The following is a 25,081-nucleotide window of genomic DNA, read 5'->3' on the forward strand; positions in this document are numbered from 1 at the left end:
CGGCAAAGGTCAATTGGGAGGAAAAATGGCCAAGAGATCACTGTTTCTTGCAGTTGCGATCGGGTTAATACCTGTCTCTGCATCGGCGGAGGGGTTGACCAAGAAATTGGTGCTGCCGGCTTCAGCTGCGCAAGAGATGATTGCAGCGTGTTTCGCAGATCAAGCCGATCACGCATATGCAAAAGTCACTGTTTTTGTTGTTGATGATGGCGGGCATCTGCTTGCTGCAGCACGCCAAGACGGAGCTTGCAAAGCCTGTTCGAACATTGCTCGCAACAAAGCCGTGACATCGGCGCTCTATGGAGCCGCGACCCGTGTCATGGCGGATCTATCATTCGGTAAGAAGCGTGACGGCGTTGACGCGGGTCTGCCTGGTGCTGCGTTCGTACCAGGGCTCGTTGCTTTTGCCGGCGGGCTGCCAGTGACCACGACCTCTGGTGAGGTGGTTGGCGGCATTGGTGTAAGCGGTGTAAGCAGTAATGAAGATGAGCAATGTGCCCAAGCTGGTGTCGCTGCTATCGCCCGGTTGCTGAAGTGGGGGCCGGCCTATGATTGAGAACGTCTTTTATCAGGCGGAAACCCAGGGCCATTTTGAGTATTACGCACTTGGTGATCTTAGGCTGGAAAGCGGCGAGACTTTGCGCGATGCGAAGCTGGCCTACCGGACTTTTGGAACGCTCAACGCCGACAAAACAAACGCGATCTTAGTCACCACCTGGTTCTCCGGAACTGGTAAGATTATGGAAGATGTTTATGTCGGCGAGGACCATGCTCTTGATCCAAACAAATACTTCATCATTGTCGTAGATCAACTTGGCAGCGGCGTTTCGACATCGCCGCAGAACAACCCGGCACCACAAACAATGGGTAAGTTCCCCAAGTTGAGCATTGGCGATGATGTTCAGGCACAGCATAGGCTCTTAACTGAACTCTTCAAAATCTCAAAACTGGTACTGATTGTTGGCGGATCCATGGGGGGGCAACAGGTATATGAATGGGCTGTGACCTATCCCGACATGGTGGAGAGGGCGGCGCCCATTGCCGCAACAGCCCGCATATCCCTGCACCAGAAGGTGTTTGTGCAGGCACTAGAAGAGGCGATCAAGTCAGACCCTGCCTGGCAAAATGGTTGGTATTCTTGCGGATTGGAAGTGCGGGAAGGGATGGACCGGCTGGCGAAAATTGTCGCTACACTTGGTTGGTCACACGAATTCTATCAGGAGAAGCGTTGGGCCTCCGTTTTGGGCATGTCATCTCTGGATGATTTCATAAACGGAGTGATGAAGGCCTATTTTGAGCCTATGGATCCAAATGTGTTGCTGTGTGAAATGCACAAATGGCAAAGGGCAGATGTCGGCCGCCATACCGATGGAAATCTGGCCGAAGCCCTAGCGCGGATCACAGCCAAAACATGCGTTATGCCGATAAGCCACGATCTCTTTTTTCCTCCAGACGAATGCGAGCAAGATTGCAAGCTGATTGCCGGGGCAACGGTTCGAGTCATCGAGACAAAAGAGGGCCACATGGGGCTTAACGGATTTGAGCCAAACTATATGGCTCAGGTGGATAGCCATCTGAAAGATTTGCTGAACGCTTAGGCATACCCGCCCGCTGAAAAGAGAACCGCTGCTTGGAACTGCCGAGCAGCGAACGGGAGAGTTTGTCTGATCTCCGGCGGTTCCGGGGCAAGAGGGAACAATGAAAACGCAAGAAGAAATGCCGCTGGCAGTCCGCGGTGCAACCAAGACTTACAACACACAATCAGGGGCCGTCCACGCTCTGCGTAATGTGGATCTGGATGTGGAGCAAGGCGCGTTTATCTCTATTGTGGGGCCGTCAGGATGCGGCAAAACTACCTTGTTATGGTCGCTCGCAGGGCTGCATAAACTTAGTTCCGGATCTATTGCCCTCGGCAGTGATATCATTTCCGGTCCGCATGCAAGCATTGGCATGATGTTTCAAGAAGCCAATCTGCTGCCCTGGCGAACTGTTCAAAAAAACATAGAATTTCCGTTCGAAATTCGCGGTGATCAACCGGACAAACAGAAGATAGAAGCCCTTCTCGACCGTGTCGGTCTGGGGGGCTTTGGCAAGAAGATGCCGAAGGAGCTATCCGGCGGGATGCAGCAGCGGGCATCCATTGTTCGCGCTTTGGCGAGCGATCCGAAAGTGCTTCTGATGGATGAGCCATTTGGTGCGCTGGATGCCTTCACCCGCGACGCGATGAACAAGCTGGTTGAAGAAATCTGGCTGGAAACACGCAAAACGGTAATTCTGATCACCCATTCCATCGCAGAAGCCGTTTTCTTGGCCGACAAGGTTTACATCATGAGCGCCCGGCCAGGGCAAATTTCGAAAGTGGTCGATGTCCCCTTTCAGCGTCCGCGTCAGCTGGAGCTGATGGAAACCAGCGAATTTTTCGATCTCGTCAACGAAATCAAATATGAAATCCAACATCAGCCGTCCGGTCATCGTGTTGCGACGGTTCTGGGGTAGTGAAATGGCAGATATCTCACAATCATCAAACTCATCCGGTGCGCCGGGATTGGCGACTGCGTCAGGGCTGGGCGGCGGATTAGGCGCACAGGGCGCCAAGGAAACAATGGCCATTGTCAGCATTGCTGTCCTGGTGATTGTCGGCGGTGAGCTTTTGCTCAAGTACTTCGGCGTCCCGCAATATATCCTCCCAAGGCCGTCGGAAATCGCCGCGATCTTCTTTTCTCCCGAGATCGCGGCGATTGGGGAGCACTATAGTTACACACTGGTAGAACTTGTTTCCGGATATGCGATCGGGGCATCGATCGGACTGCTTCTTGCGGCAATCATCACCCAGTTTCCATTTGTCGAAAAAGTCATCACACCCTACATCCTGCTTCTGGTTACTACGCCGATGCTTGCGCTCGTGCCGCTGCTGATCCTGAACTTTGGTTTTGGCTATACACCGCGCATTGTTGCAGTCGCTCTCGCCTCAGGCCCAATGGTGATGATCAACGCTGCGACCGGTTTTCGCAGGGTCGATGCCATGAAAATCTCCCTGGCGCGATCTTACGGCGCCAGCACTCTGCAAATATTCCTAAAGATCCGCACACCCATGGCCATGCCCATGGTGATCGTTGGCCTGATGATCGGCGCGATCTTTGGAATGATTACTGCTGTAGGAGCTGAAATGTCAGGTGGAGGCTTTGGCCTGGGAAGCCGTCTGACAACCTATTCATCGACTCTTCGGATGCCCGAGTTCTTCGCCTGTATCCTACTTCTGGCGGTCACCGGGATTGCGATCTACGCGCTGTTCTTCTGGCTCGGTAAGAGGCTGGCGGGGTGGGAAAGCTAGTTTTCGAAGTCACCCGGCAAACACAGAAACTTCAAAAAATACAAAATTTTAGATGCTTAACTCGGAGGAAAGCCAATGAAATTCGAAGATCTCACACGCCGTCGCCTGTTGAAAATCGGTGCCAAGGGCGTGGTCACCACAACCGTGTTGGGTTCCGGAGTGTTACCGCCGACAGCTGCTTTGGCCAAACCTTATAACGGTCCACACACATGGATTTCTCCACGCGGAACCATCGAAGTTATGGATGATTATCCCTATTGGGTGGCTAAAGCCATGGGCTACTTTGGTGATCTTGGTGTGGAAACGGCAATGGAACCAGGGCCAGCCGACGGGACTGCTGTCGTTAAGTTTCTGGCCGTCGAGCAGGCCGATATCGGATTTCCTTCCCCAGGCGTTTTGTCCTTTGCCGTGAATGCTGGCATGGATCTGGTCTCAGTGTTTGGCAGTGGCAATCTCGACCTCTTCAACATCGCCTTTCGCAAAGGTGAAGGGGTGCGGTATCTGAAAGAACTGGAAGGTAAGACTGTTCTTTTGGGGTCTGCTGCCTGGCAGTCCATTTGCGACCCGATGTTTGCAGCTGTCGGTGTCGATCCTTCGAAAATCAATTATGTCGAGGCTGGTTGGCCGACATGGACGACTGCGCTGGCCAGCGGTAACGGAGATGCTTGCCTGGCTTGGGAGGGCTTGCGCGCGGATCTGACTGCCAAGGGGCTGGATTTCGACTACTGGCTCGGCATGCGGGGGTCGCCACTGCCGTCCAATTCGCTGGTCGTGCGCCGGGCTGACCTTCAGGATCCAGACCGTCTGGAGTTTTTGAAAAAATATCTCAAAGGCTGGGCGATGGGCAGTGAATTTGCCGACCGCAATCCGCGTGCTGCAGCAGATATCGTCTTCAAAGCTTTGCCGACGACAAAGGCCAACTATGGTCCGCGCGCAGGTACAGAAAGCCTTATGCAGATCCACCGCACGTTCAAAGGTTCGATGTCAAATCGACCCGGCTGGGGTGCGCATGACATCCCATCGTGGGACAATTTCTTCAGGATTCTCAAGGATATCGGACAATCTCGGATTGATATCGATGTTGAACGCTATGTCAGCAATGAGTTCATTGCCGGGGCGAACAGTTTCGACAGGGCTCAAGTTCATGCTGATGCCGACGGCTACGAGCTTCCTTCGGATCTTCAGGAAATCGATATGGAAGCGCTGGAAACTAGGTTCTACAGCAACGTGATCAACTAGCTCGCCAAAAGCACTGGATTTTCAATCAACCTTCCCAAGGCAGATACCTTATCCGCCGAACTGTTTTCTTTGAAACGGTTCGGCGGACTGGCCGAGAAATCGGCGCCTTGGTCAGGCGATGGCTGTGAGTGCTTTGGAAGTCGCAGTTTCGTTGCCGGGAAAAAACCTGACGGAATCATTTGCCAATGCTTCTGTCCTGGTATCCAACGCCCAACGCCGATCCACAATGATCCGCGCATTGTAGCTGGTTCCTGCGACAACCCGATTTTCTCCAAGGCCCAGAATTACGACATAGTTTCCGCTTGTGAAGAGACCCAGCCCGAAGTAGCGGTCCTGTGAGAGGGGCAGAAGCATGACGCATTTTGTGAACGTGGTCGCGTCATTTCCGTCTGCATAGGCTGCAATTACCCAGTTTCCCGATTTTTCCAGCGAAAGGCGGTTGGAAGCGGATGCAGCACTAACACTTGCCAGCAATGTGAGAAATACAGCAGTAGCCAAAGCGGCGAAAACACGAACGATTGTCTCCCGGGTACCTGTAGTTTTTGGCCTGTCAATCTCTGTGTGAGACCACCTGCGCTGCCGAAATTCGGATGGACCCGGACATTCTATTGGAAACCACCACATTCAAAATTGAAGCATCTGCCTATGACAAAACTTCTAATCTGCTTGTGGATTGGAGCTGTTTTTCAAAATAGCTTATGTAAAACCGCATTTCCGGACATCATGTCTGATCAGGAAGGGGGAGGCTTGTAGCCGATTGCTTCTTTTTGAAGAGTTGTAAAGCCTAGCGGTCGCTCGATTTACCACCGGTCGCGGTGTTACTTCCTTGCCAAAGCCTCCTTGCTGAGTGGGGCTGTATGGGGGCCGATTGCCAATGTCCGGTTCATTTAACTGGACCCTGCCACATAACACCCGCTGGCAAAATTCGTCGAGGCTTGCGCGCGCAGCACCGTGGCGAACTCTTTGACCAGGTCGGGGAAGAGGCAGCGTTCGCGCGTGAGCAGCGAGACCACCCTTTTTTCGTCCAGCCCGCGGATTTTGCGAAATGCAAGGTGGCTAGGCAGGAGACCAACGACAGACTCAGGCAGAATCGTGAACCAGTTGCCAGTTTGCACCATGCTGATGAGCGAGAGTGTATTCCTGGCTGTGACCCGCTTCGTTTGCAACAGCTTTTGAACTGCTGGGATCTGGATTTTCGAACAAAGGTGATTGTGGACGAAACCCGGGATCATCAACTCATCGAGGTCCGGTGCGCGCGTGCAGTGCATGAGAGAGTGATCGGGAGCAGCCACGAGCCCGAAAGTGTCCTCAAAGAGCGGTTCGGCGCAAATGCCGTTCAGTTTCGGCTGTCCGGAAACAATTCCAACCTCGACTTGTCCGTGCATGATCGCGCCCGTGACAATATCGGAATCTGCGTCCCGAATCTCGATCTGCAGAGACGGATACCGCGCCATCATGACGCCAACTGATTTCGATAAGCCTTGAGGAACGGCGGAGGGAACAGAGGCAATACGCAGCACGCCCCCGGGCGAACGCGCCAGGGTTTCGATGGTATCGATGGCTTCGTCATGCAGGCGAAGTTGTTGCTGGGCCAGGGTGAAGACTTCTTCTCCAAACGGGGTCAACTCGTTCTTGCGATCCGTCTCAAAGAGCCGCGCACCCAGATGATCTTCCATTTGTTTCAGGCTCATTGAAATGGCGGAAGGTGTGCGCCCGAGCCGTAAACCCGCATCCGCAAGATTGCCGCTTTGGGCAACGGCCGCAAAGCAACGCAACATTGTCGTTGTGATTGCCATTTCAGTTTTCCTGAAATTGAGATCAATAATTCAAGTTTGACTGACTTCTGTAATCGAGTCCACTCTGGCGTCACAGGAACATCACCGGGAGCCATCTGATGACGAAGTTGAACCTAATTGCAGGAGACTGGGTCGCAGGTGATCAGGACATTGAAAACGTAAATCCTTCAGACTTAGCTGACAGCATTGGTCGTTTCACACAGGCAACCGGGCCGCAACTCGAGAAGACACTTGAAGCGGCACGAGCAGCGCAAGCCACATGGGCCAGCTACCTGCCGGAACGAAAACAGGCGGTGTTGATGAACATCGGCAACGAGCTGATGGCGCGGGCCGAAGAGCTTGGCACGCTGCTCAGCCGCGAGGAAGGCAAGCCGCTGGCCGAAGGTAAGGGCGAAGTCTATCGCGCCGGGCAATTCTTCACCTACTACGCGGCGGAATGCCTGCGGCAGATCGGCGAAAATGCCGACAGCGTCCGTGCCGGTGTGGAAATTGACGTCCGTCGGGAGCCCGTCGGCGTTGTGGTGGTCATTTCGCCTTGGAATTTCCCAACCGCCACGGCATCGTGGAAGATCGCTCCGGCTCTGTGTTACGGCAATGCCGTGGTCTGGAAACCTGCCAATGTCACCCCGGCATCCGCTGTCGCCCTGACCGAAATCATTGCAAAACAGGATATTCCAAAAGGGCTCTTCTCCCTTGTTATGGGATCTGGCCGAACCGTCGGTCAAAAACTGGTAGAAAGCCCGGTTGTCGATGCTATTTCGTTCACCGGCTCCGTACCAGTCGGCAAAAGTATTGCTGCGTCTGCCATCCAGAACTTGACAAAGGTGCAGATGGAGATGGGGTCAAAGAACGCGCTCGCGGTTATGGAGGACGCCGATCTTGATCTTGCCGTCACCCTCGCGCTTGGCGGTGCATTCGGAGGCTCGGGTCAGAAATGCACCGCCTCTTCCCGTCTGATCGTCCATGACGCGATACACGATGCCTTCGTAGACCAGCTGATTGCGGGCGCAAAAGCGATGAAAGTGGGTCACGCACTCGAAGACGGGACACAGATGGGGCCGGTGGTTAGTGACGATCAGCTTCAGGAAAATCTGGCCTACGTCGAACTTGGCAGGTCCGAAGGGGCGGAGCTTGCCTGCGGCGGATCCCGGCTCGAACGGCCGCACAAAGGCTATTACATGTCCCCGGGCGTCTTCCTGAACACGACGAATAACATGCGCATCAATCGGGAGGAGATGTTCGCGCCGTTGACCAGCGTCATCAGGGTCGGCAGCTATGACGAAGCATTGGTTACCGTGAACGATACCAATTTCGGCCTCACTTCCGGTATCGTCACGCATGATTTGGCCCGGGCAACGCACTTCCGGCGAAACGCCCGAACGGGTGTTGTCACGGTTAATCTTCCGACCGCAGGCACGGACTACCATGTTCCGTTCGGCGGGCGCGGTGACAGCTCCTACGGACCACGGGAACAGGGCAAGGCAGCAGCAGAGTTCTATACCACCGTCAAAACCGCCTATATCAGCGCTGGGGTGCCAAGCTGATGCGGATCGATGGGCTGCAATATGCAAATTGGTCGGAAAAGATCTTCCGGCAGATGCAAGCAGGCGGCGTGAATGCTGTCCATGTCACGGTTGCCTATCACGAAACGTTCCGCGAAACGGTTCTGAACTTCGAACGATGGAATCGTCACTTCGAGCAATATGCGGACCTGATCATTAAGGGGACCACTGCCACCGACATCGACCGAGCGCGGGAGACAAACCGCACGGCGATTTTCTTCGGGTTTCAAAACCCAAGCCCGATCGAAGACGATGTCGGCCTGGTCGAGATCGTCCACACGCTTGGCGCTCGTTTCATGCAGCTGACCTACAACAATCAGTCTTTGCTTGCGACGGGTTGCTATGAAGACAGTGATACTGGATTGACGCGTATGGGCAAGGAAGTGATCGCGGAGATGAATCGTGTCGGCCTAGTCGTTGATATGAGCCACTCGGCGGATCGCTCGACCATAGAGGCGGCGGAGTATTCGAACCGTCCTATCGCGATCACGCATGCCAACCCTTACGCCTGGCACCCAGCCCTTCGGAACAAACGCGAACACGTGATCCAGGCCGTGACCGAGCGCGGCGGAATGCTGGGCTTTTCAGTCTATCCCCACCATCTGAAAGACAAGTCCGATTGCACGCTGGAAAGCTTCTGCGAAATGATCGCGCGTACGGCTGAGAAATTTGGTGCCCAATGCCTTGGGATCGGCAGCGATCTTTGCCAGGATCAACCCGACAGCGTGGTCGAGTGGATGCGCATGGGGCGCTGGACCAAGACAACGGATTACGGGGAAGGATCGCCCAGCAATGCCGGGTTTCCGCCCATGCCCAACTGGTTCCAGGACAATCGCGACTTCGGGAATATCGAAGAAGGACTTCGCGCGACCGGCCTGAATGCGGACGAAATCGCGGGTATCATGGGCGGAAACTGGTATCGTTTCTTCCGCGAGAATTTCGGACCGGAGGACAGCGTTTGACCGAAGCCCTGACCATCGCACGGCGTGACCCGGCGCGCGTCATGCGCTTGAAACGGCTTGGGTCGCTGCATCAGTGCCGCTTGAGTTTCATGCGCATTCTTACGAGACGAATGGCCCGTGATCGCTGGTCATTCTCGCGCACAGTCTTTGACATCGACGAAAACGGCGTGGGTCGCGCGGTCTATGCTGCAACGGGGCCAGAGCGAACCTATTCGCTTGTAGCCTTTGCACACGACCTGCCTGCCGGGAAGCGGTCGGACCGAGTCATTGCAGAGGCATGGGACGCGACCTTCACCTTGTTTGATGGGGTGCCAACCGACTCTGACCTTGACCGTCTGGCGGTGAACGTTCCGCTTCAGGAAGCGGGCCGCGTCAGCGAAACCGAACTTTCGCTCTCGCGGGCCAACCGCTCTGTTCGGCTCTGGGAACATGTCGTCGACGCGCTTGCCGCAGGGCGCCAGCCTGAAATCGAGAGAATAGCCGATGTCGGATACCTGATGCGCACCACCGCCGTCTATGGCTCAGGAAAATTCGGCGCAGCGGATCGTGCAAAGATTGCAGCACGGCCAGAAATGCATGTGCCCTTCCAGGCCGAGATGCTGTCGGTCTATCTCACACGGACATTCGTGCGCGATCTGGTGCAGCACATGGCGTTTGCAAAAGGGGGGGCAAAGTCCGTCAAGCTCGATCCGTCAATCGCGCGCCAGCTGGGGATCGGCAATTCCACCGGTCTCGGAATGGCACCCTATATCGTGAACCACCCTGTGCTGTTCAACAACTGGATTATGGTCCGCGAGGAGGCGATTGCCCGTGTACGCGCGGTAAAGCAGGCGCGCGAAAGAGAAGTCCGTGATTTCCGGACCATTCTCAAACGGGCGGAGATGTCTCTACGGAATTGGCGCTCCGAACACAAAATACAGATCCAAAAGCTCGGGCAGCTGGACCGGGACCTGACATTGCTGAACGCCGAGATAGCAGACTTCGACTTCAATCGGCCGTTCCCCTGGAACCGTCTCATGGACTGGGCGGAACGCACGTTGAGTGAAGAGGGTGAGGAATTGCTCGCCTCGCTTATTCTTGAACCCCACGCAGCACTTGTTGACGGTTTGGCGGATTGCATGGCCGACGACCGAGTTGAGGTGTTCCGGATCGATGGAACCATGCAAGTGGCGGAACTGCGAGACCTGATCGAAGGCAATTTCGGTTGGGCGCTCGATATGGACTGGGATGCAAAGGCGAACTGCGCGCGGGCTTGGTACGTTTCTGAGGAGAAGCTTGAGCCACGATTGGGTGAACGGTTCGAGGAACCCATAGTACCCTATGAACAACCGCTTGCACCCGCCCGGGACGCAGCCGCCGCCTATTCCACATTGGCAGACTGGAATACGGATCAAACCGTTGCTGACTTTCTGCTGCAACACCCGGAACATCGGCATACCGTGCGCCGCGCGCAGCTCAGCCGATGCGCACCGTATGGTGAGATCCGTGATAATACGATCGCCGCGGATGTTTTGCCGATCGATATGCTACGCGCCAAGCTTTCGTTCTTTGGAGCGACCCATTTCGATCCGCGCTCGGACCGGTGGGTTCGGATATGCATGTATGCGGGAGCTCCTTATCCCGAGGAACTTTCAGAAAAAAACGCCGACTATTGGGTTTATCCGGAAGGCAACCCATGACGATGTCGCTGAACGAGGTCGAGGCTCTGGCCAAGAAGGCTGCACGTGGAGCCGGTTATCCTTGGGGGGGCGCGGAAGAAGCGGCCATGGCGACTCGTTGGCTGTGCGCACGCGACATCGACGGCTGTCTGGAACTGGCCGAACTCCTGGTCGCAAGAGACGGCAACGACTATGCGGATAGCGCGCCCGTGCTTGGTTTGTCATGGATTTCGCGGGGCGGGTGGCTTTGTCCGATTTCGACCGGCTGTGCTCTGTCTGATCGTGCCGAGACCTTGAACAATAACGTTTTGCGGATTGAAAACGTGAGGCGGCCGATCCTGCTGGCGCCGTTTGCAGCAACTTCCGCACAACAGCTCAAGAAATCTCTGGTGCTGTCATGGGAGGGGGCCCAAATCGCCACGGACGGTGAGGCGCTACGCATAGAGGGCGAGACGAGCGTGACTGTTGCAACCGTTTCGATCGGGTTTCAGCAGGTATTCGAAGTTCCCTCAGTGCAATCTCATTCGAAGCGTGCGCAGCCGGACGAGAACAGCCGCGCCATTCTCGAACGTTTTGCCCATCGAACTTATGCGCCTGCGACCGACGCCTCCCGCCTATCGGGTGCCGGTGCAGGCATTTCCGATAACGACTGAACCGATGATGTCATGAGCGATATGTAAACTCAGACGCTTGCTGAAATCGAGGATCTCGGCTTTCGTGTGCGAATTTCGCGGGGCCGGTCTGTGCGCGAGTTCATCGCCGGCGGCGTCTTTGAACCTGCCTTGGTCTGTTTGCCTGGATGACGATACTCGGCGGCACGGCAATCGATCTGGAGCTGCCGGGTGGCGCGGATGGAGCAATCATCGGGGCTTCCAACACCGCGAAACTGTTCGTGACCCTGGAAGAGATGATTTCGGCCGGCCTTCTGCCGGGGATCACCATTATTTGGGTTGTGCTGATCATGACCGTTCTCGTGACCTCTACCGACGTCGGTATTCTGGTGATGAACACGATCATGTCGTGAGGAGACCAGATTGTGGGCAACAAACAAAAGATTGTCTGGGGCCTTATCCTGGCGGCCGTCACCGGTACCTTGCTTGTTGCCTGTAAATCCCGCGGTGCGGACCCGATGGAGGCCTTGCGGAACGCGATGATCATCGCTGCGTTGCCGTTCACAATGGTAATGGGGCTGGTGTGTGTCGTTCTTGCGAAAGCGCTTAATCTCGATGGTTAGCGCAACAAGCTCGGCATACGGGTCCCCACGGCCGCAGAATAATTCCTAGCCGGGCGGGTCTATCGCCCGCTCGGCTTGTTCGCTCATCAGAGGACGCTTGCCATAAGATTGCCGGGCTTCCGCTTATTGCCGTTCATGGTCACGTATTTCTGAGCGCGGTCATTGATGGTCAACTCGAGTATATATTTTCGATCCAGAAAAATTACAGGGTTCTATTGCAGGAATTGACGCTTAGTTAGCTGTATGGCCGACTGTCAATTAATTCGAGTATTTTCTTGTTTGTGCAAATAGCAAGTAAAATAAATTCTCGCTGCTACTTTAAAGGCTGGACATCTTGGAAATAGATCCCAGAATTGCCGATCGTTTGCGAAAGACATTACTTGGTCGCATTATTTCATTCGAAAAACAAATAAACGATGATTTCAGCAACATGATAAGCCAGTGCCGCGAATTGGGTCAGCTTGGCCTGCCCGGATTCGAGCTGCTAGCCGATAAAATCAAAGTCCATCAGGATCTACTCTTCAAGTACCCACCCCAGAGTGACGAGGGGCGGCGCATCCGCGATTCAACGATCGAGCTTTGCCAACAGCTTTCAGAACTTTTTTCTGAGTTAGCAGATTTGTCCGCACAGACTAGCAGGAGTGAAGCGAGAGCTATCTTCGTGGATGAAAATGTAGAGATCGCTAGAACAGTCATGAACAAGGATGGCTAAATTTCAATCAGAAGCTCTACCAATTTCTTTCAGTGATCCAACTTGCCCCGGTTGCCATGCCCACTCATGGAGCCGGGGATTTTTTATTCCAATGGCTTTAAGGGGAGGCTTTCGATCGCTAGGCTGCGCTGCAGTGATGGCGTTGTTGTATCTGGACACCAATCAGGCTTCCAGAAGTCCTTTCCGAAAAGATTGAGCAACCAAGTGAGATCTGTTTGAGGCCTCCAGCTTTGTCGCAGCTGTTGTGAGATACCCGGCAACGGTTGATTTAGACAGTCCCAAAATAATCGCGATTTCTTCTGTTGTTTTACCGTGAGCAACCAGCTCAACGCATTCCCATTCACGCTTAGACAGCTTTCCTGCTTTCTTGCGCTTGGTTGACGACACCGTGCTTAGATGCGCAAACATGAAATGAGACAGGAGATGCAAAGCAGCCAACTCCTCTTCCTTCAGTTGATCTCTACGCCCGCTGAACATGACCAACCCTTGCTGTCCGGAAAGACTGTAGCCAGGGAAGGCTGTGCCCTTTGGCATGCCGAATTTATTGAATAACTCAGCTGTTTTGGGGCCTTCCACAGGACCGCGTTTCAGAGCGATAGTGTCCAGATCCCAGTGCACTTCTGACCTGGAAGTCCAGATTGCCTTTATGATCGGACTGCTTCGCAGTAACCCGAAATCATCATATTCCCGGACCAATTGATTTGGCCAATTGCTCACCAATATTTTGGACTGCAAGTTGTTTTCAGTTGGCGCAGGTAGATATGTGATGCAAAAGTATTCGTAATCGAAAGCCTCACAGATCTCTTTCAATAGAGATATGGATTCCGTTAGTGAATTTGTTTCTTTTATTTTTTGGTATGTTTTCAGTGTGAATACGGACATCGTTTTTGCTGATTCTGGCATTCCTGAAATCCAGTGAGCCCTAACGCTTCAGTATAGGCTGCTTTGAGTTGTAATTTTGCATACGTAATTGTTAGTACATCATGAGACTGGAAACAGTAATCCGCGAATTATGCCATTGGAAAATATACTATGGTAAAAAAGTGGGGAGATTTAATCATATGAATTTGGTTCTGCGCGGTGAGGTTGATCTTCCGTTAGGAAATCAATGGGTTGTGGGCAAGGGCTCTGCTGACTTTGTTCAGATCTGTATGAAAGGTCAGTGACTGCCGACTAAATTTCGAGCAGCGGACTCGCTTGTGGTTGCAAAATTATGAAAGCGCTTACATAAAATCTACTTTAGGTTGAGTGAATTGTGCGGTTTCCGGTCCGGCGCCGAGTTCTAAGCGCAGTTTAAAAGGTCGGATTAACTATGAAGTCAAAGAAATATACTGTCTCCGAAAGGCTCCGGTTCGCGGAGATTGGTGATGCGGTGTTTTCGGGCCTGCGGAAACTATGGCCATCTCGAGCATAACATTGATGGATTTTTGAAGGAGTTCTATTGCCATCTCCAAACCAATCCGGATATGGCAAATTTGGCTGGAGATCAGCAGACCTCGCCACTCAAACGTCAAAGGCGACCGAAAATACCAGTCAACAGCTGTCAGAAATACAAGGGGCAATTTCCGGGGCAGTGCAGTCTATCGAAACCATCGTATTCATTGTCAACAATCTTGATGAAGTAACGGCATCGATCGCTGCGGCCGTGGAAGAACAGGGCGCAGCAACAGTAGAAATGTCATCGAGTGTACAAGCTGTTGCCGAGGGCGCTGAACGTTTGAAGATGAATATAGGTGGAGTGCAAGAGGCGATTGAGTTGTCCGACCGGACTGCAATGCAGTTTTCGGCTGGATCACGCACATTGGATAGCAGCGCAGCTGCTATAACCCAACATATCGAAGGTTTCTTCGAGCGCGTCGTAAGTCTCTTGTAATCAACATTCGCACAGAAACAGCTCAGTTGGTGGGGGGAAGGGCCCTTTAATTTGCATTGATCTGAATGTTGTAATTCACAGTGGCGAAGGAGTTCGCCATGTCTGATTTGTTTCTGCGCTCACCTTCTCAGATGTCGAAGATTGAGCCATGTTTTCCAAAGCCTCATGGGGAGCCGCATCTTGATGAGTGCCGTGTTGTTTCCGGGAACGTCTACTTGCTGGAGCGCGGCCATCAATGGAAGGACGCACCAGAAGACTACGGACCTCACAAGACGCTCTACAATCGGTTCCGCCGTTGGGCGGAGCTGGGTGTGTTCGACAAGATTTTCAGACACTTGGCCCGCGCTGACGGGCCGCCTGACATGATGATGATCAATGCCACACATCTCAAGGCTCACAGTACGGCCTCGAGCCTCGTAAAAGGGGGATCCTTCCCCGCCACATTGACTGGATAAAAGGTGGCTTGAACACAAAATTGCATGCGATTTGTGATGGCAAGAGACAGCCAATTGCGAGTGCCTGACGGGTGGACAGGTGTGCGATCACATCGGCGCCAAGATCCTCTGCCCCATCCTGCCTGACGGCACTGTGACCATGATCGCCGACAAGGGCGCCGACAAGAGCTATGACAGTGACGAGTACCGCGCAGCACTCGTCGCCAAGGATATCAAACCTCGCATCCCGCCGAGAAAGCGCAGAAAGGCACCGGCATCATTCTCCGAAACTCAATACAAGCAACACCATAAGATCGAAAACATGTTCGGCCGGCTTAAGGGCTGGCGGCGCATTACCACCCGCTATGATCGCCGTTCAGACATCTGCATGGCGGCAATCGCACTCGCCGCAATCATAACTTGGTGAATACAATGCGTCCTGAGCCTAGGCTCCTGACCTTTGGCGGAAGAGCGGGGTTGCCGGCTCCTCCATTTTTGTCTTCTCTTTTGTTAGTCCAAGACCCTATGTCAGTGTGGTGATATCTTTAACAATGGCATACATTGCAGTTATTACGCCAGGGAGGCTGTTGAAGTGAATATAAATTCCGCAATTGAGATCGATTTTCTGAGTAAAAGTGATCAATAAATTTAAAATGATAGCGCTTTCATGTTTGGTTTAATCAAAATTTTACATGGACAAGTATAACTTCCCTTACGTTTATCGTGGAGGGGGTTGTGATGAATTCTAGGAAGTTATTTGTTTTTTTTGTTTTTTTGGCCTCTGCAATGATGGTTGAAGCAAAGGCTGAGGGTACATATCGTATCTACTTTGATGCAGACCAGGTTTTGGGTGCTAGTTCGGCTGATGCGATCTATCAGGGCGTCGACGCAGCCTTCGCTCAAGCAGGGCATAAATTGGGGAAGCGTGCGGTCGAGTTTGTGAGACTCAACCATCGCGGCAATCCAAAGCGGTCCTGGCTGAACCTGACCAAGGCTTTAGCTGATGAAAACAGTCTGGCCGTGATAGGTGGCGTCCATTCCCCGCCATACATAACCTACCGTGATAAAATCAACGCATCTGGTGTGGTTTTGTTGCTTCCTTGGTCGGCGGGTGCGCCGATCACACGTGCAATAGGCGATAGGAACAGCATATTCCGTGTGTCGGTTGACGATTCAAAAGCCGGGGCATTCCTGGCGGAACAGGTCCTGGCAACCGAGGCCTGCAAATCCGTCGTATTTTTGGTCTGGAACAGTGGCTGGGGACGATCCAATCTGCCGCATCTGGAAAAGGCGTTTTCCGCTACCGGCCGCGACGTACCCCAACACTTCCTCTTTGACACCGGACTTGGGGAGTCGGGTGCGCAGGTTATTGTCGACAACGTTCAAAAACTCAATGCCGACTGCATGATCATTGTCGGAAACCTCGCAGAAGAGGCCCTGCTGCTGAATGAGCTTCATGCGTCTGGTGTCAAAATCCAGGTGTTCAGCCACTGGGGTATTCTGCTTGGCGATTTCGTAGACCGAGTTCCGGCCGAGGTGCGGAATTATCTCGATTTTCAGTTCATCCAGACCTGCGCCTTGCAGCAAGAAGCTGCAGGAAATCCCGTTTTGAAAGACATTTTTGAAACGCCGCCGATAGCCGCCCTGGAGGGCAAGTCAGAGCTTTCGGACATACCCTCTGCCGTCGGATTTGCGAATGCATATGATTTGGCTTCTCTCCTCATTGAGGCCGGGCAGGCTCTTCCTGAGGAGGGGGGCATAGGGCAGCACAGGCAGCAACTGGTTCAAGCCCTCCAGGGTCTGGAACAGCCTGTTGACGGGATCCTGAAACGCTATGTGCGCCCGTTCAGCAAATACAGTCCGGACAACCCGGATGCGCATGAAGCACTTGGACGAGAGGATCTTTGCATGGCCCGTTTTACGGATGACAACCGCGTCGCAATAGCGGCTGCGAAAAAATAGGATCCTTTTACGTGTCTCTTGCCGCCAGGTATTTTTCGCTTCTGTTGCTTTCGCTGCTCGTTGCAATGGTGGCCGGCGCTTTCGCGATGCAAGCCGTCACCGGTCCAATCCTGACATCACTTCAGCAGTCGGCTCTGACCCAGCAAGCCCGGAATTTCAGCCTACTGATTGGCAGCTCCATCGACGTGCATCGCAGGGAGCTGGAACTCCTGGCCGCCGATCCGCGTTTGATCTCGGGGGTCATCGGCGAAGCGGATGACCTCAGCCGAGCAGAAGATCATATTGCGCAGTTCAGTAGCCATGTGGATTTTTCAAGCCTTGTGGCAATTGACATATTCCAGGAACCGATCCTCACTTTCAAGCGGCCAGGCTGGGAAGGCCACACGCAAGCGAGCGAGCGGTACCACGATTTGGCGCAAATCCTGCTGGGGAATTACGACGGGAAATCTTATGTCCTGTTCGACACAACCGAAGCAGGCGTAAGTTTCCACATAGGTGTTCCAATCCTTTTAAACGGATCCGTGGAGGGTATCGTTGCGGGTACGTTTTTCTCCGATATGCAAAAGAATGCGTCGGCCACTGATCTGACCCAAGGGATTTCTCTAATCTCCACAGATGTGTTTGATCCGCAGCGCGACGACGGCCGGGTGTACGCGCCGATCAAGGGCACCGAATTGTATGTCGCCGTCGAGCCGGCGACCGAACGGCTGACCGGAGCACGGGACCAATTGATCTTCACCGTCGTTCTGACAGTGTTTGGTGTGCTCTTATTGTTGTTCTCGGTCCTGGCCTACGGTGGCCGCCATTTGATCGTTGCTCCGACGCAACGTTTGATCAAATCGGAACAAAGACTGAATGAGGAAGCACATCAACGCCAGTTGGCCCTCAACGCCCTTAATGAGCAGAAGTTTGCGCTGGACGAGCATGCAATCGTTGCGATCACGGATGTTCGTGGCACCATCACTTACGCCAATGACCGGTTCTGTGCGATCAGCGGATATGACCGCGAGGAACTGTTGGGACAGAACCACCGGATTCTCAATTCAGGTCACCATGAGACTGAATTTTGGCATGACATGTTTGGGGCCATCGCGCAGGGGAAAACCTGGAACGGCGAGATTTGCAACCGTGCCAAAGGCGGTGATCTCTATTATGTCGACACGACAATTGTGCCTTTCATGAACGAAGATGGCAAACCGCACAGCTACATCGCTATCCGTACAGATGTGACAGACCGCGTCCATAACGAGAAACAAAGCAAAGAAACCGCCAAGCAGCTCGAGCTTGTGGTGGATGCAACGGCTGTGGGCATTTGGGATTGGAAAGTCCAATCCGGTGAAGTCGCCTTCAATGAACGCTGGGCTGAAATTGTCGGTTACACTCTTGAAGACCTTGCTCCGACCTCGATCGAGACCTGGATGTCTCTGGCGCACCCGGACGACCTGAAACAATCAGAAAAGCTGTTGCAGGAACACTGGGAAGGAAAGACAGAACATTATGTGTGCGAAGCCCGGATGAAACACAAGGCCGGTCATTGGGTCTGGGTTCTGGATACGGGCCGGGTTGTCGAGTGGGATGACGATGGCAATCCCCTCCGAATGATTGGCACACACCTGGATATTACCGAACGTAAGGAAACCGAAGCAGCGCTTGTCAGTGCGAAGACCGAAGCGGAAGCCGCAAGTGTCGCCAAGAGCGCGTTTCTCGCCAACATGAGCCACGAAATCCGCACCCCGATGAACGGGGTGCTCGGAATGACGAAAATCCTGCTGGATACGCCCTTGAACCGAGAACAGCTTGGCTTTGCGAAGTCGGTCAAGAGCAGCGCTGAATCCCTCCTTAGCCTGATCAATGACATCCTGGATTTTTCCAAGGTCGAAGCCGGCAAACTGGAGCTGGAACCGATCGATTTTGATATTGGTTTGATGCTTGATGAATTTGGTACGGCAATTTCCAACCGGGCCCATGAAAAAGGGCTGGAAATCATCTGTCCAGCCAATCCGGTCCAGCATCAATGGTTTCACTCAGACCCAGGACGTATCCGCCAGATACTGACCAACCTTGTAGGCAATGCAATCAAATTCACCGAACACGGCGAGGTCGCGGTCTATTGTCATATGCAGGAAGCCGGCAGCAACGAGAGCATCCTGCGCATTGAAGTCAAAGACACCGGGATCGGGCTGAGCGGCGAACAACAAAGCAGGCTTTTCCAAAGGTTCAGTCAGGCCGACAGTTCAACAACACGCAAATTCGGCGGTACCGGACTGGGTCTTGCCATCAGCAAGCAACTCGTTGAATTGATGGGCGGAGAGATCGGTGTGGAAAGCAGCCCGGGAGAAGGCTCGACGTTCTGGTTCACGCTGCGGCTGAAGAATACTGACGAACAGCCAGAAGTTCCAAGCCTGGCTGATTTGCGGGATCACAAAATCCTCATTGTCGACGACAACAACACCAACCTGAAACTCTTGGACCAGCTGTTGTCCGACTGGCAGATCGAGCACGAGCTTGCTGAGGACGGCGGGTCGGCGCTTGTCCGCATGCATAAGGCGGCGGAGGAGAATGCCCCCTTTAGCATCGCGATAATTGACCTGCACATGCCCGGAATGACGGGTGAAAGCTTGGCCTCAGCCGTCAATAGCCATCCATTGCTTGCCGATTGTCGGCTGTTGCTGCTCGCCCCTCTTGATCAGGTTGGAGAAGCTCAGCGCTTTGAAGAGCTTGGCTTCAATGGCTATTTGAGCAAACCCATTGAACAGTCAGAGCTCTACAATGCCCTGATACAGCTGGCGGATACCGGTCATGTCCAGACCGCAGCGCCAGTCGGCCAGGCCGCTCCCGAACCGGCCCAATTCAATGCCCGGGTTCTGGTTGTGGAGGATAACGTGACCAATCAACAGGTGGCTCGGGGAATGCTGGGAAAATTCGGCATCGATCTGGAGATCGTTGGCAACGGGCAAGAAGCTTTGGACGCCTTGCAAGCCAAGTCCTACGACCTTGTTTTTATGGATTGCCAGATGCCGATCATGGATGGTTACGAGGCCAGCCGCCGTATCAGGGATCCGGAAACGGGCCTTGCCAACCCCGCGGTCCCAATTGTCGCCATGACGGCCAATGTGATGCAGGGGGACCGCGAAAAATGCCTGGATGCCGGGATGGATGATTATGTCCCCAAGCCAATTGATCCGCACAGGCTGCAACAGGCCTTGCTGAAATGGCTGCCGCGAAACACTCGGAAAAAAGATGGGCGGGCCCAGGGGGCGGCGGATGCCGAAGCAAGAAACCGTAAAGAGGAACAGCTGCCGGAGGGCGCGTCCACAAACGGGAACAGCGTTTTCAATTTCGAGGACTTCAAGGCTCGAATGCTGAACGACGAAACCTTTATGGCAAGCGTCGCAGAGATCTTTCTGTCGGACCTGCCCACTCAGGTGGAGGAACTGGGAAAAGGTCTGGAGGACGGCGACAGCAACAAGGTTTACACAATGGCGCACAAGATCAAGGGAGCCGCCGCCAATGTCAGCGGCGAAGCATTGAGTGCGTGTGCTCTCGTCATCGAGGAAGCCGGCAGATCGGCCGATCTCGACCGGGCGACAAGCGGCTACCAGCTTCTCCTTCGGGAAGTTGAAGACTTGAAAAGCGCCATGCAGGAGGTGTTATGAGACTGTTGATCGCAGACGATGACAAAACGTCCCGCACCATGTTGGAAGCGATAAGCCGGGTCTGGGGTTTCGAACCCATCTTGGCGGAAGACGGCGAGATAGCGCAGGAGATCCTGAAACAGGACAATCCGCCCCGTCTGGTCTTGCTCGACTGGGAAATGCCGAAACTCGACGGCATTGCGTTGTGCAAGTGGGTTAGGGAAACCCAAAGCCGCAATCCCGCCTACATCATTCTTCTTACCGGACGGCACGAGACGCGCGATATTGTGACCGGCCTGAATGCAGGGGCCAATGACTTCGTCACCAAACCCTTCGACAACGCGGAATTGCAGGCGCGTTTGCGGGTTGGCCGGCGGATGCTGGAATTGCAGACCGAAGTGCTTGAAATCCACGGGCAGCTGCAGTTCCAGGCATCTCACGACCCCTTGACAGGTCTGTTAAACCGCGGCGCGGTGCTGGAAAATCTGGAGAAGGAACTGGCCCGATCCCAAAGGGACAAGTCAACACTCGGGATCGCACTGTGTGATATTGATCATTTCAAGGGGATCAACGACAACCACGGCCATCTCGTGGGCGACGACGTCTTGCGGGAGCTGTCCAGGCGTGTGGTAGGCACACTTAGACCCTATGATCATATTGGCCGCTATGGCGGCGAAGAGTTCCTGGTTGTCGTCAATGAGCAGGACCACTGGGGTCCGGAGCCTTTCGAACGGATTCGTACAGTGGTTTCAGACTCCCCATTTCAGCTCGACGGCCTGTCCCTGCCCCTCAGTGTTAGCATCGGAGTGACGCGCTTTTCAGGAACTGCAAACGCCTGGGACCTGAATGAACTTCTGAATACGGCGGACATGGCGCTTTATGACGCAAAGAAAAACGGCAGGAACCAGGTTGTCCTCGCAGCCTGACGGTTGCCTCAGTGTCCAAGGAAACCCATTCGAGGACTTTCGCCAAATCATCCGGTTAGGGCTTGGTATATGGTTATGTGACTGACGCTGCATTTGCGGTATAGGCCAGAAGCTTTCGAGTCTGTTTCATGTTCGTCGATCAACCTTACCAGAAACGATTAAGTTGGGTGATTGTGTTGCCGGGTCGACGGTCTGCCGTCTTCATCTTGAATACCAGCAGACAACAAATCAAAGCACTCTGTAGTGCTTGATAGGCGGTGGAATAGCCCCCTGAAAGTGGTCCCCAACTGGGATAGGTTATCCCTCACACTAGAGGGTCAGCGATGGCTGGAGAAAGAGAGAATCCCGAAGAGATTGTATCGAAGTTTCGGCAAATTGAAGTTCTGCAAGGACAGGGGGGGCGACGATCGCTGAGGCTGTGCGCCAAATCGGGGTTAGGCAGCAGACGTTCTTTCGATGGCGCAAATTCTATGGCGGGATGCAGCTGTCGCCGAGGGTGCTGAATGCTTGAAGCTGAATATAGGTGGATTGCAAGAGGCGATTGAGTTGTCCGACCGGACTGCAATGCAGTTTTCGGCTGGATCACGTAACTTGGATACCAGCGCAACTGCTATATCCCAGCATATCGAAGGTTTCTTCGAGCGTGTCGTAAGTCTCTCGTAATCAACATTCGCACAGAACCAGCTCAGTTGCTTGGGGAGGCTAGTCTGTCGATGTCAAAACGCAGGTGATGTATTTCAAAATACCGCGGTTCCGATGCCAAATACCTATGATTTGGGTTGATGAAGTTTGTTATCTTTTTTCATTTCGGAGTGCTTTCTTGGTATTTAATTGATAATTTTTGCAGTATTTATCTTTGTTTCCTTTTTGTATTACTTGAATTCTCATTGTTATAATTCACATTTTACCAATTATTGTTTTGTTGTAAATATTCTATCTAAGTTCGCTGTGCGCTCGACAAAACATAGATGAGGTCGTTCCAAAAAATTCTAAGGTTCGGTTGTGTCAATGGCAGAAGTCGTAAATGAAAAAAACGGCGTAATTGTCGGTCGGCTCAATAAGTTGCGCTCCCTCGGGGTAAAAATTGAGCTGGATGACTTTATACCCGGGTACTCGTCTATCAATACTCTGGGGTACCTGCCATTCAACCGGTTAAAGATCGACCGTGCTTTCATTACAAAATTCGAAAAACGTGCACCGCCAGCCAATGCAACGGATCTGATGGTCTGGCCGAGCAGGAAAACAGCTGTTCACACTCAGGTGGAGGGTATTGCGAGGCTTCAGCAATCTGAGTTCTTGAGAGCGATGGCGTGCAACGAAGCTAAAGGTTACCCCATTCCAACCCAATGGCGGCGGTCGATGTGATGAAATGGTGTGCGGGCAAAAAGGAACGGAACAAATGACGACCGAAACGGTGGTTTCCCTTTCGAGCGCCACAGTTACGCAAACTGATGCCGAACGCCTGATCATACGTTACAAGAGCTTGTTCTTCGGGGGAATTTTATTGCTCACGGCCTTGGCTGTTGGGTTTGGTTTCCTTCAAGCGCGCCAGATTTCCGAACGTCTAATCCAGGATGCACGGGCTCACGCAGATCTGCTTCACAAAGGCCTTTCAGACCAGCTTGATGTGGCGCGCGAGCATGTGGGCGGTATGAGACATGCTTTGGAGACGGTTCTTGGCAACCCTGTGTTTAGCAGTCAAGGTAAGCTTAGTGGCGCATTGATCGATATGGCTCAAAACGCACCGAAGGGTGCCATGTGGGACACACTACCCAAGGTTCTCCGAAATAAAACAGGTACACTATTCTCAAGCAGCAATGCCAGAGATTTCGAAGCGGAGCTCGACGACGTTCTATGGGCAGCGCCTCTCATGTGGAACGCCCACATGCAGCATCCTGAGTTCCAGTGGAGCTACTACTACGACGAAGCTGGCGATTACAGCGTCCTGTTTCCCGGTCTCGACTTTAAGGATTTGTCTAGTGCAATGGGCAAAACCAACATGGACGAAATCCTTCGGACTATTTATGCGGCGGGCGGCACATTTCCGGTTCAGTTGGTCGGTCCGGAGAAGAATCCTGAGCGAAAACAGGTCTGGACCCCACCCTATCCGGATGCAGCTGCCGCTGGCCTGATGGTATCTCTACTCTCTCCTGTTTATCGTGAAGATGATTTTATCGGCGCCTATGGGGCTGATATCACCTTGTCAGTTCTCAATGACCTGCTCAGTTCTGATGCAGTCGTCGGCAATATCTGGGTGATTGCTGAAGATGGAGATATCGTTGCGACATCGAAACCTGCAAAAGATGCTGGCACTCGCATTTCGAAGCTGTTCGAGAAACAAAAAAGCCTGTCGGCAGAAGAAGTATTCGATACGTCTAGTGGGGTTCTAAATATTGATAGCCATGGGGTTTGGCTAACCTACTCTCTTGAAGGTACGCCTTGGCGCATGCTGCTTTACATCTCGAATGGAGAGTTGCGATCGACAGTGTTAAACTTGATGACCCCATATCTTGCGACGACGATCCTATGTGTCGCGACAATGATCGGACTGGTTCTTCTGCAACACAAGCGTTTTACCGTGCCCGCTTTGCAGCTCGCTCGCCATGTAGAGAGTTTGCCGCAGCAGTTGAAAATCAACAGCCCGCATGTTCCGGGGCACTGGCAGGCGCTCTTCGGACGTGCCAACTCGACGGAACAGGAGCGGCGTGACGCCGTTCATGATCTAAGAAATCTGAACGCGGATTTGGAAGTTAGGGTAGCCGAACGGGCGAAGGAGCTGACGGAGGCAAACGAAGAACTATCCAAGACCGTGGAAGAACTGAGAGAGACGCAAGATCAGCTGGTAAAGGCAGAAAAGCTTGCGAGCCTTGGCGCGCTGGTGGCCGGTGTTGCACACGAACTGAATACTCCGATCGGCAATGCACTCATGATGGCCAGTTCACTGGCCGATAAGAACCGCATCTTTCAAGAAGCTGTGCAACAGCCTCTCAATGAATCGACATTGACGGAATTTGCCGACATGGTTGATGCATGTAGCAACGTCCTCCTGCGCAGTCTTGGGCGTGCTGACGAGCTTGTGACGAGCTTTAAAAAAATCGCAATAGATCAGACCAGCTATAAAAAGCGTGTCTTCCAACTTTCTGATGTCATCGACGAAATCAATATCACGCTCGGCCCTACCTTAAAGCAGGCGAACGCGACGGTCGAATGCGACCTGGAGGACGGATTGGAACTTGATAGTTACCCAGGCCCCCTCGGGCAGGTGCTTCTCAATCTCTATAACAATGCGCTCATTCATGGCCTTGCCGAGAATGAAGGCGGGCAAATTTTGGTACGGGCCCGCCGGTTGGGCGACAATCTTAATCTGGTGGTTTCCGACAATGGCCAAGGTATTGAGGAAGAAAACCTCAACAAGGTATTTGACCCATTCTTCACCACAAAACTGGGGCAGGGTGGATCCGGTCTTGGCCTGCACATCGTTTACAACTTTATTACTGACCTCCTTGGCGGCACGATTGTTGCCGAAAGTACATGGGGATCGGGCACGCGCTTCACGATAGATATCCCGTTGACTGCACCAGAGCGTAAGAACGTAGAGATCTAAGTCGATAGAAATTGCGCTGGGCTTCGCTGGCAGTCGAATATCTCGGCAATATATCTTCGATATCTACCTTATTGCAGAAGAATGAATTTCGAGCTTTCTTCACCTTGCGTTAGCGGCCAGCCTTGCCAACCTGGTATTCCCTCGCCTGTGTTT

20 protein-coding genes and 2 pseudogenes are annotated in these 25,081 nt (G+C 53.2%); 19 read left to right on the forward strand and 3 right to left on the reverse strand.

Annotation, left to right across the window (positions count from 1 at the left end; translation table 11 throughout):
* Positions 1–25: 25 nt before the first annotated feature.
* From FJ695_RS11095 to FJ695_RS11115, 5 genes are all read left to right on the forward strand, one after another.
* Complete coding sequence (locus FJ695_RS11095) at positions 26–556, forward strand: heme-binding protein (RefSeq protein WP_168206322.1); 531 nt, start codon at positions 26–28, stop codon at positions 554–556.
* Positions 549–1,598 carry an alpha/beta fold hydrolase gene (locus FJ695_RS11100; RefSeq protein ID WP_141185512.1) on the forward strand — a complete coding sequence of 350 codons (1,050 nt, stop codon included), beginning with the start codon at positions 549–551 and terminating at the stop codon, positions 1,596–1,598. The genes FJ695_RS11095 and FJ695_RS11100 overlap by 8 nt, the downstream gene beginning before the upstream one ends.
* Before the next feature lie 100 nt (positions 1,599–1,698).
* A complete protein-coding gene (locus tag FJ695_RS11105; protein WP_141185513.1) occupies positions 1,699–2,496 on the forward strand; it encodes an ABC transporter ATP-binding protein in 798 nt (265 codons plus the stop codon).
* 4 nt (positions 2,497–2,500) lie between these two features.
* Positions 2,501–3,331: an ABC transporter permease gene (locus FJ695_RS11110; protein WP_141185514.1), complete on the forward strand. Its 831-nt coding sequence runs from the start codon at positions 2,501–2,503 to the stop codon at positions 3,329–3,331.
* 75 nt (positions 3,332–3,406) lie between these two features.
* On the forward strand, positions 3,407–4,570 hold the full coding sequence (locus tag FJ695_RS11115; protein WP_141185515.1) for an ABC transporter substrate-binding protein: 1,164 nt from the start codon (positions 3,407–3,409) through the stop codon (positions 4,568–4,570).
* A gap of 111 nt (positions 4,571–4,681) precedes the next feature.
* Here the strand turns inward: FJ695_RS11115 and FJ695_RS11120 are convergent, their stop codons facing one another.
* Together FJ695_RS11120 and FJ695_RS11125 are read right to left on the reverse strand one after the other, a co-directional pair.
* Complete coding sequence (locus tag FJ695_RS11120; RefSeq protein WP_141185516.1) at positions 4,682–5,068, reverse strand: hypothetical protein; 387 nt, start codon at positions 5,066–5,068, stop codon at positions 4,682–4,684.
* Positions 5,069–5,457: 389 nt separating this feature from the next.
* Positions 5,458–6,366, reverse strand: a complete 909-nt coding sequence (locus tag FJ695_RS11125; RefSeq protein WP_209011005.1) for a LysR family transcriptional regulator — start codon at positions 6,364–6,366, stop codon at positions 5,458–5,460.
* Between the two features lie 98 nt (positions 6,367–6,464).
* On the opposite strand from FJ695_RS11125, the gene FJ695_RS11130 reads away from it, so the two are divergent.
* From FJ695_RS11130 to FJ695_RS11155, 6 genes and pseudogenes are all read left to right on the forward strand, one after another.
* On the forward strand, positions 6,465–7,910 hold the full coding sequence (locus FJ695_RS11130) for an aldehyde dehydrogenase family protein (protein WP_141185517.1): 1,446 nt from the start codon (positions 6,465–6,467) through the stop codon (positions 7,908–7,910).
* Positions 7,910–8,890 carry a membrane dipeptidase gene (locus FJ695_RS11135; RefSeq protein ID WP_141185518.1) on the forward strand — a complete coding sequence of 327 codons (981 nt, stop codon included), beginning with the start codon at positions 7,910–7,912 and terminating at the stop codon, positions 8,888–8,890. The genes FJ695_RS11130 and FJ695_RS11135 overlap by 1 nt, the downstream gene beginning before the upstream one ends.
* Complete coding sequence (locus tag FJ695_RS11140; protein ID WP_209011006.1) at positions 8,887–10,569, forward strand: hypothetical protein; 1,683 nt, start codon at positions 8,887–8,889, stop codon at positions 10,567–10,569. Before FJ695_RS11135 ends, FJ695_RS11140 begins: the two co-directional genes overlap by 4 nt.
* A complete protein-coding gene (locus FJ695_RS11145) occupies positions 10,566–11,201 on the forward strand; it encodes a DUF3726 domain-containing protein (RefSeq protein ID WP_141185519.1) in 636 nt (211 codons plus the stop codon). Before FJ695_RS11140 ends, FJ695_RS11145 begins: the two co-directional genes overlap by 4 nt.
* Positions 11,202–11,347: 146 nt before the next feature.
* Positions 11,348–11,782, forward strand: a pseudogene (locus FJ695_RS28260) (BCCT family transporter).
* A 334-nt stretch (positions 11,783–12,116) separates the two neighbouring features.
* Positions 12,117–12,494, forward strand: a complete 378-nt coding sequence (locus FJ695_RS11155; RefSeq protein WP_141185520.1) for a hypothetical protein — start codon at positions 12,117–12,119, stop codon at positions 12,492–12,494.
* A gap of 162 nt (positions 12,495–12,656) precedes the next feature.
* Here FJ695_RS11155 and FJ695_RS11160 read toward each other — a convergent pair whose 3' ends face one another.
* A complete protein-coding gene (locus tag FJ695_RS11160) occupies positions 12,657–13,397 on the reverse strand; it encodes a LuxR family transcriptional regulator (RefSeq protein ID WP_141185521.1) in 741 nt (246 codons plus the stop codon).
* Between the two features lie 538 nt (positions 13,398–13,935).
* On the opposite strand from FJ695_RS11160, the gene FJ695_RS11165 reads away from it, so the two are divergent.
* The 8 genes and pseudogenes from FJ695_RS11165 to FJ695_RS11200 all read left to right on the forward strand — a co-directional run bounded on the left by FJ695_RS11165 (position 13,936) and on the right by FJ695_RS11200 (position 24,928).
* The gene (locus tag FJ695_RS11165; RefSeq protein ID WP_141185522.1) at positions 13,936–14,367 is read left to right on the forward strand and encodes a hypothetical protein; all 432 of its coding nucleotides are present in this window, start codon (positions 13,936–13,938) and stop codon (positions 14,365–14,367) included.
* 98 nt (positions 14,368–14,465) lie between these two features.
* Positions 14,466–15,228, forward strand: a pseudogene (locus FJ695_RS11170) (IS5 family transposase).
* 359 nt (positions 15,229–15,587) lie between these two features.
* The gene (locus FJ695_RS11175) at positions 15,588–16,763 is read left to right on the forward strand and encodes an ABC transporter substrate-binding protein (protein WP_168206323.1); all 1,176 of its coding nucleotides are present in this window, start codon (positions 15,588–15,590) and stop codon (positions 16,761–16,763) included.
* Between the two features lie 11 nt (positions 16,764–16,774).
* The gene (locus FJ695_RS11180) at positions 16,775–20,419 is read left to right on the forward strand and encodes a response regulator (protein ID WP_141185524.1); all 3,645 of its coding nucleotides are present in this window, start codon (positions 16,775–16,777) and stop codon (positions 20,417–20,419) included.
* Positions 20,416–21,324, forward strand: a complete 909-nt coding sequence (locus FJ695_RS11185) for a diguanylate cyclase (protein ID WP_141185525.1) — start codon at positions 20,416–20,418, stop codon at positions 21,322–21,324. The genes FJ695_RS11180 and FJ695_RS11185 overlap by 4 nt, the downstream gene beginning before the upstream one ends.
* Positions 21,325–21,780: 456 nt before the next feature.
* Positions 21,781–21,987 carry a hypothetical protein gene (locus tag FJ695_RS28265; protein ID WP_247653823.1) on the forward strand — a complete coding sequence of 69 codons (207 nt, stop codon included), beginning with the start codon at positions 21,781–21,783 and terminating at the stop codon, positions 21,985–21,987.
* 345 nt (positions 21,988–22,332) lie between these two features.
* The gene (locus FJ695_RS11195) at positions 22,333–22,689 is read left to right on the forward strand and encodes an EAL domain-containing protein (RefSeq protein ID WP_141185526.1); all 357 of its coding nucleotides are present in this window, start codon (positions 22,333–22,335) and stop codon (positions 22,687–22,689) included.
* Positions 22,690–22,723: 34 nt separating this feature from the next.
* Complete coding sequence (locus FJ695_RS11200; protein ID WP_168206325.1) at positions 22,724–24,928, forward strand: ATP-binding protein; 2,205 nt, start codon at positions 22,724–22,726, stop codon at positions 24,926–24,928.
* The last annotated feature ends 153 nt before the right edge of the window (positions 24,929–25,081 follow it).

Origin of the sequence: Labrenzia sp. PHM005 (genome assembly GCF_006517275.1) — a bacterium.
Taxonomy (GTDB): Bacteria; Pseudomonadota; Alphaproteobacteria; order Rhizobiales; family Stappiaceae; genus Roseibium.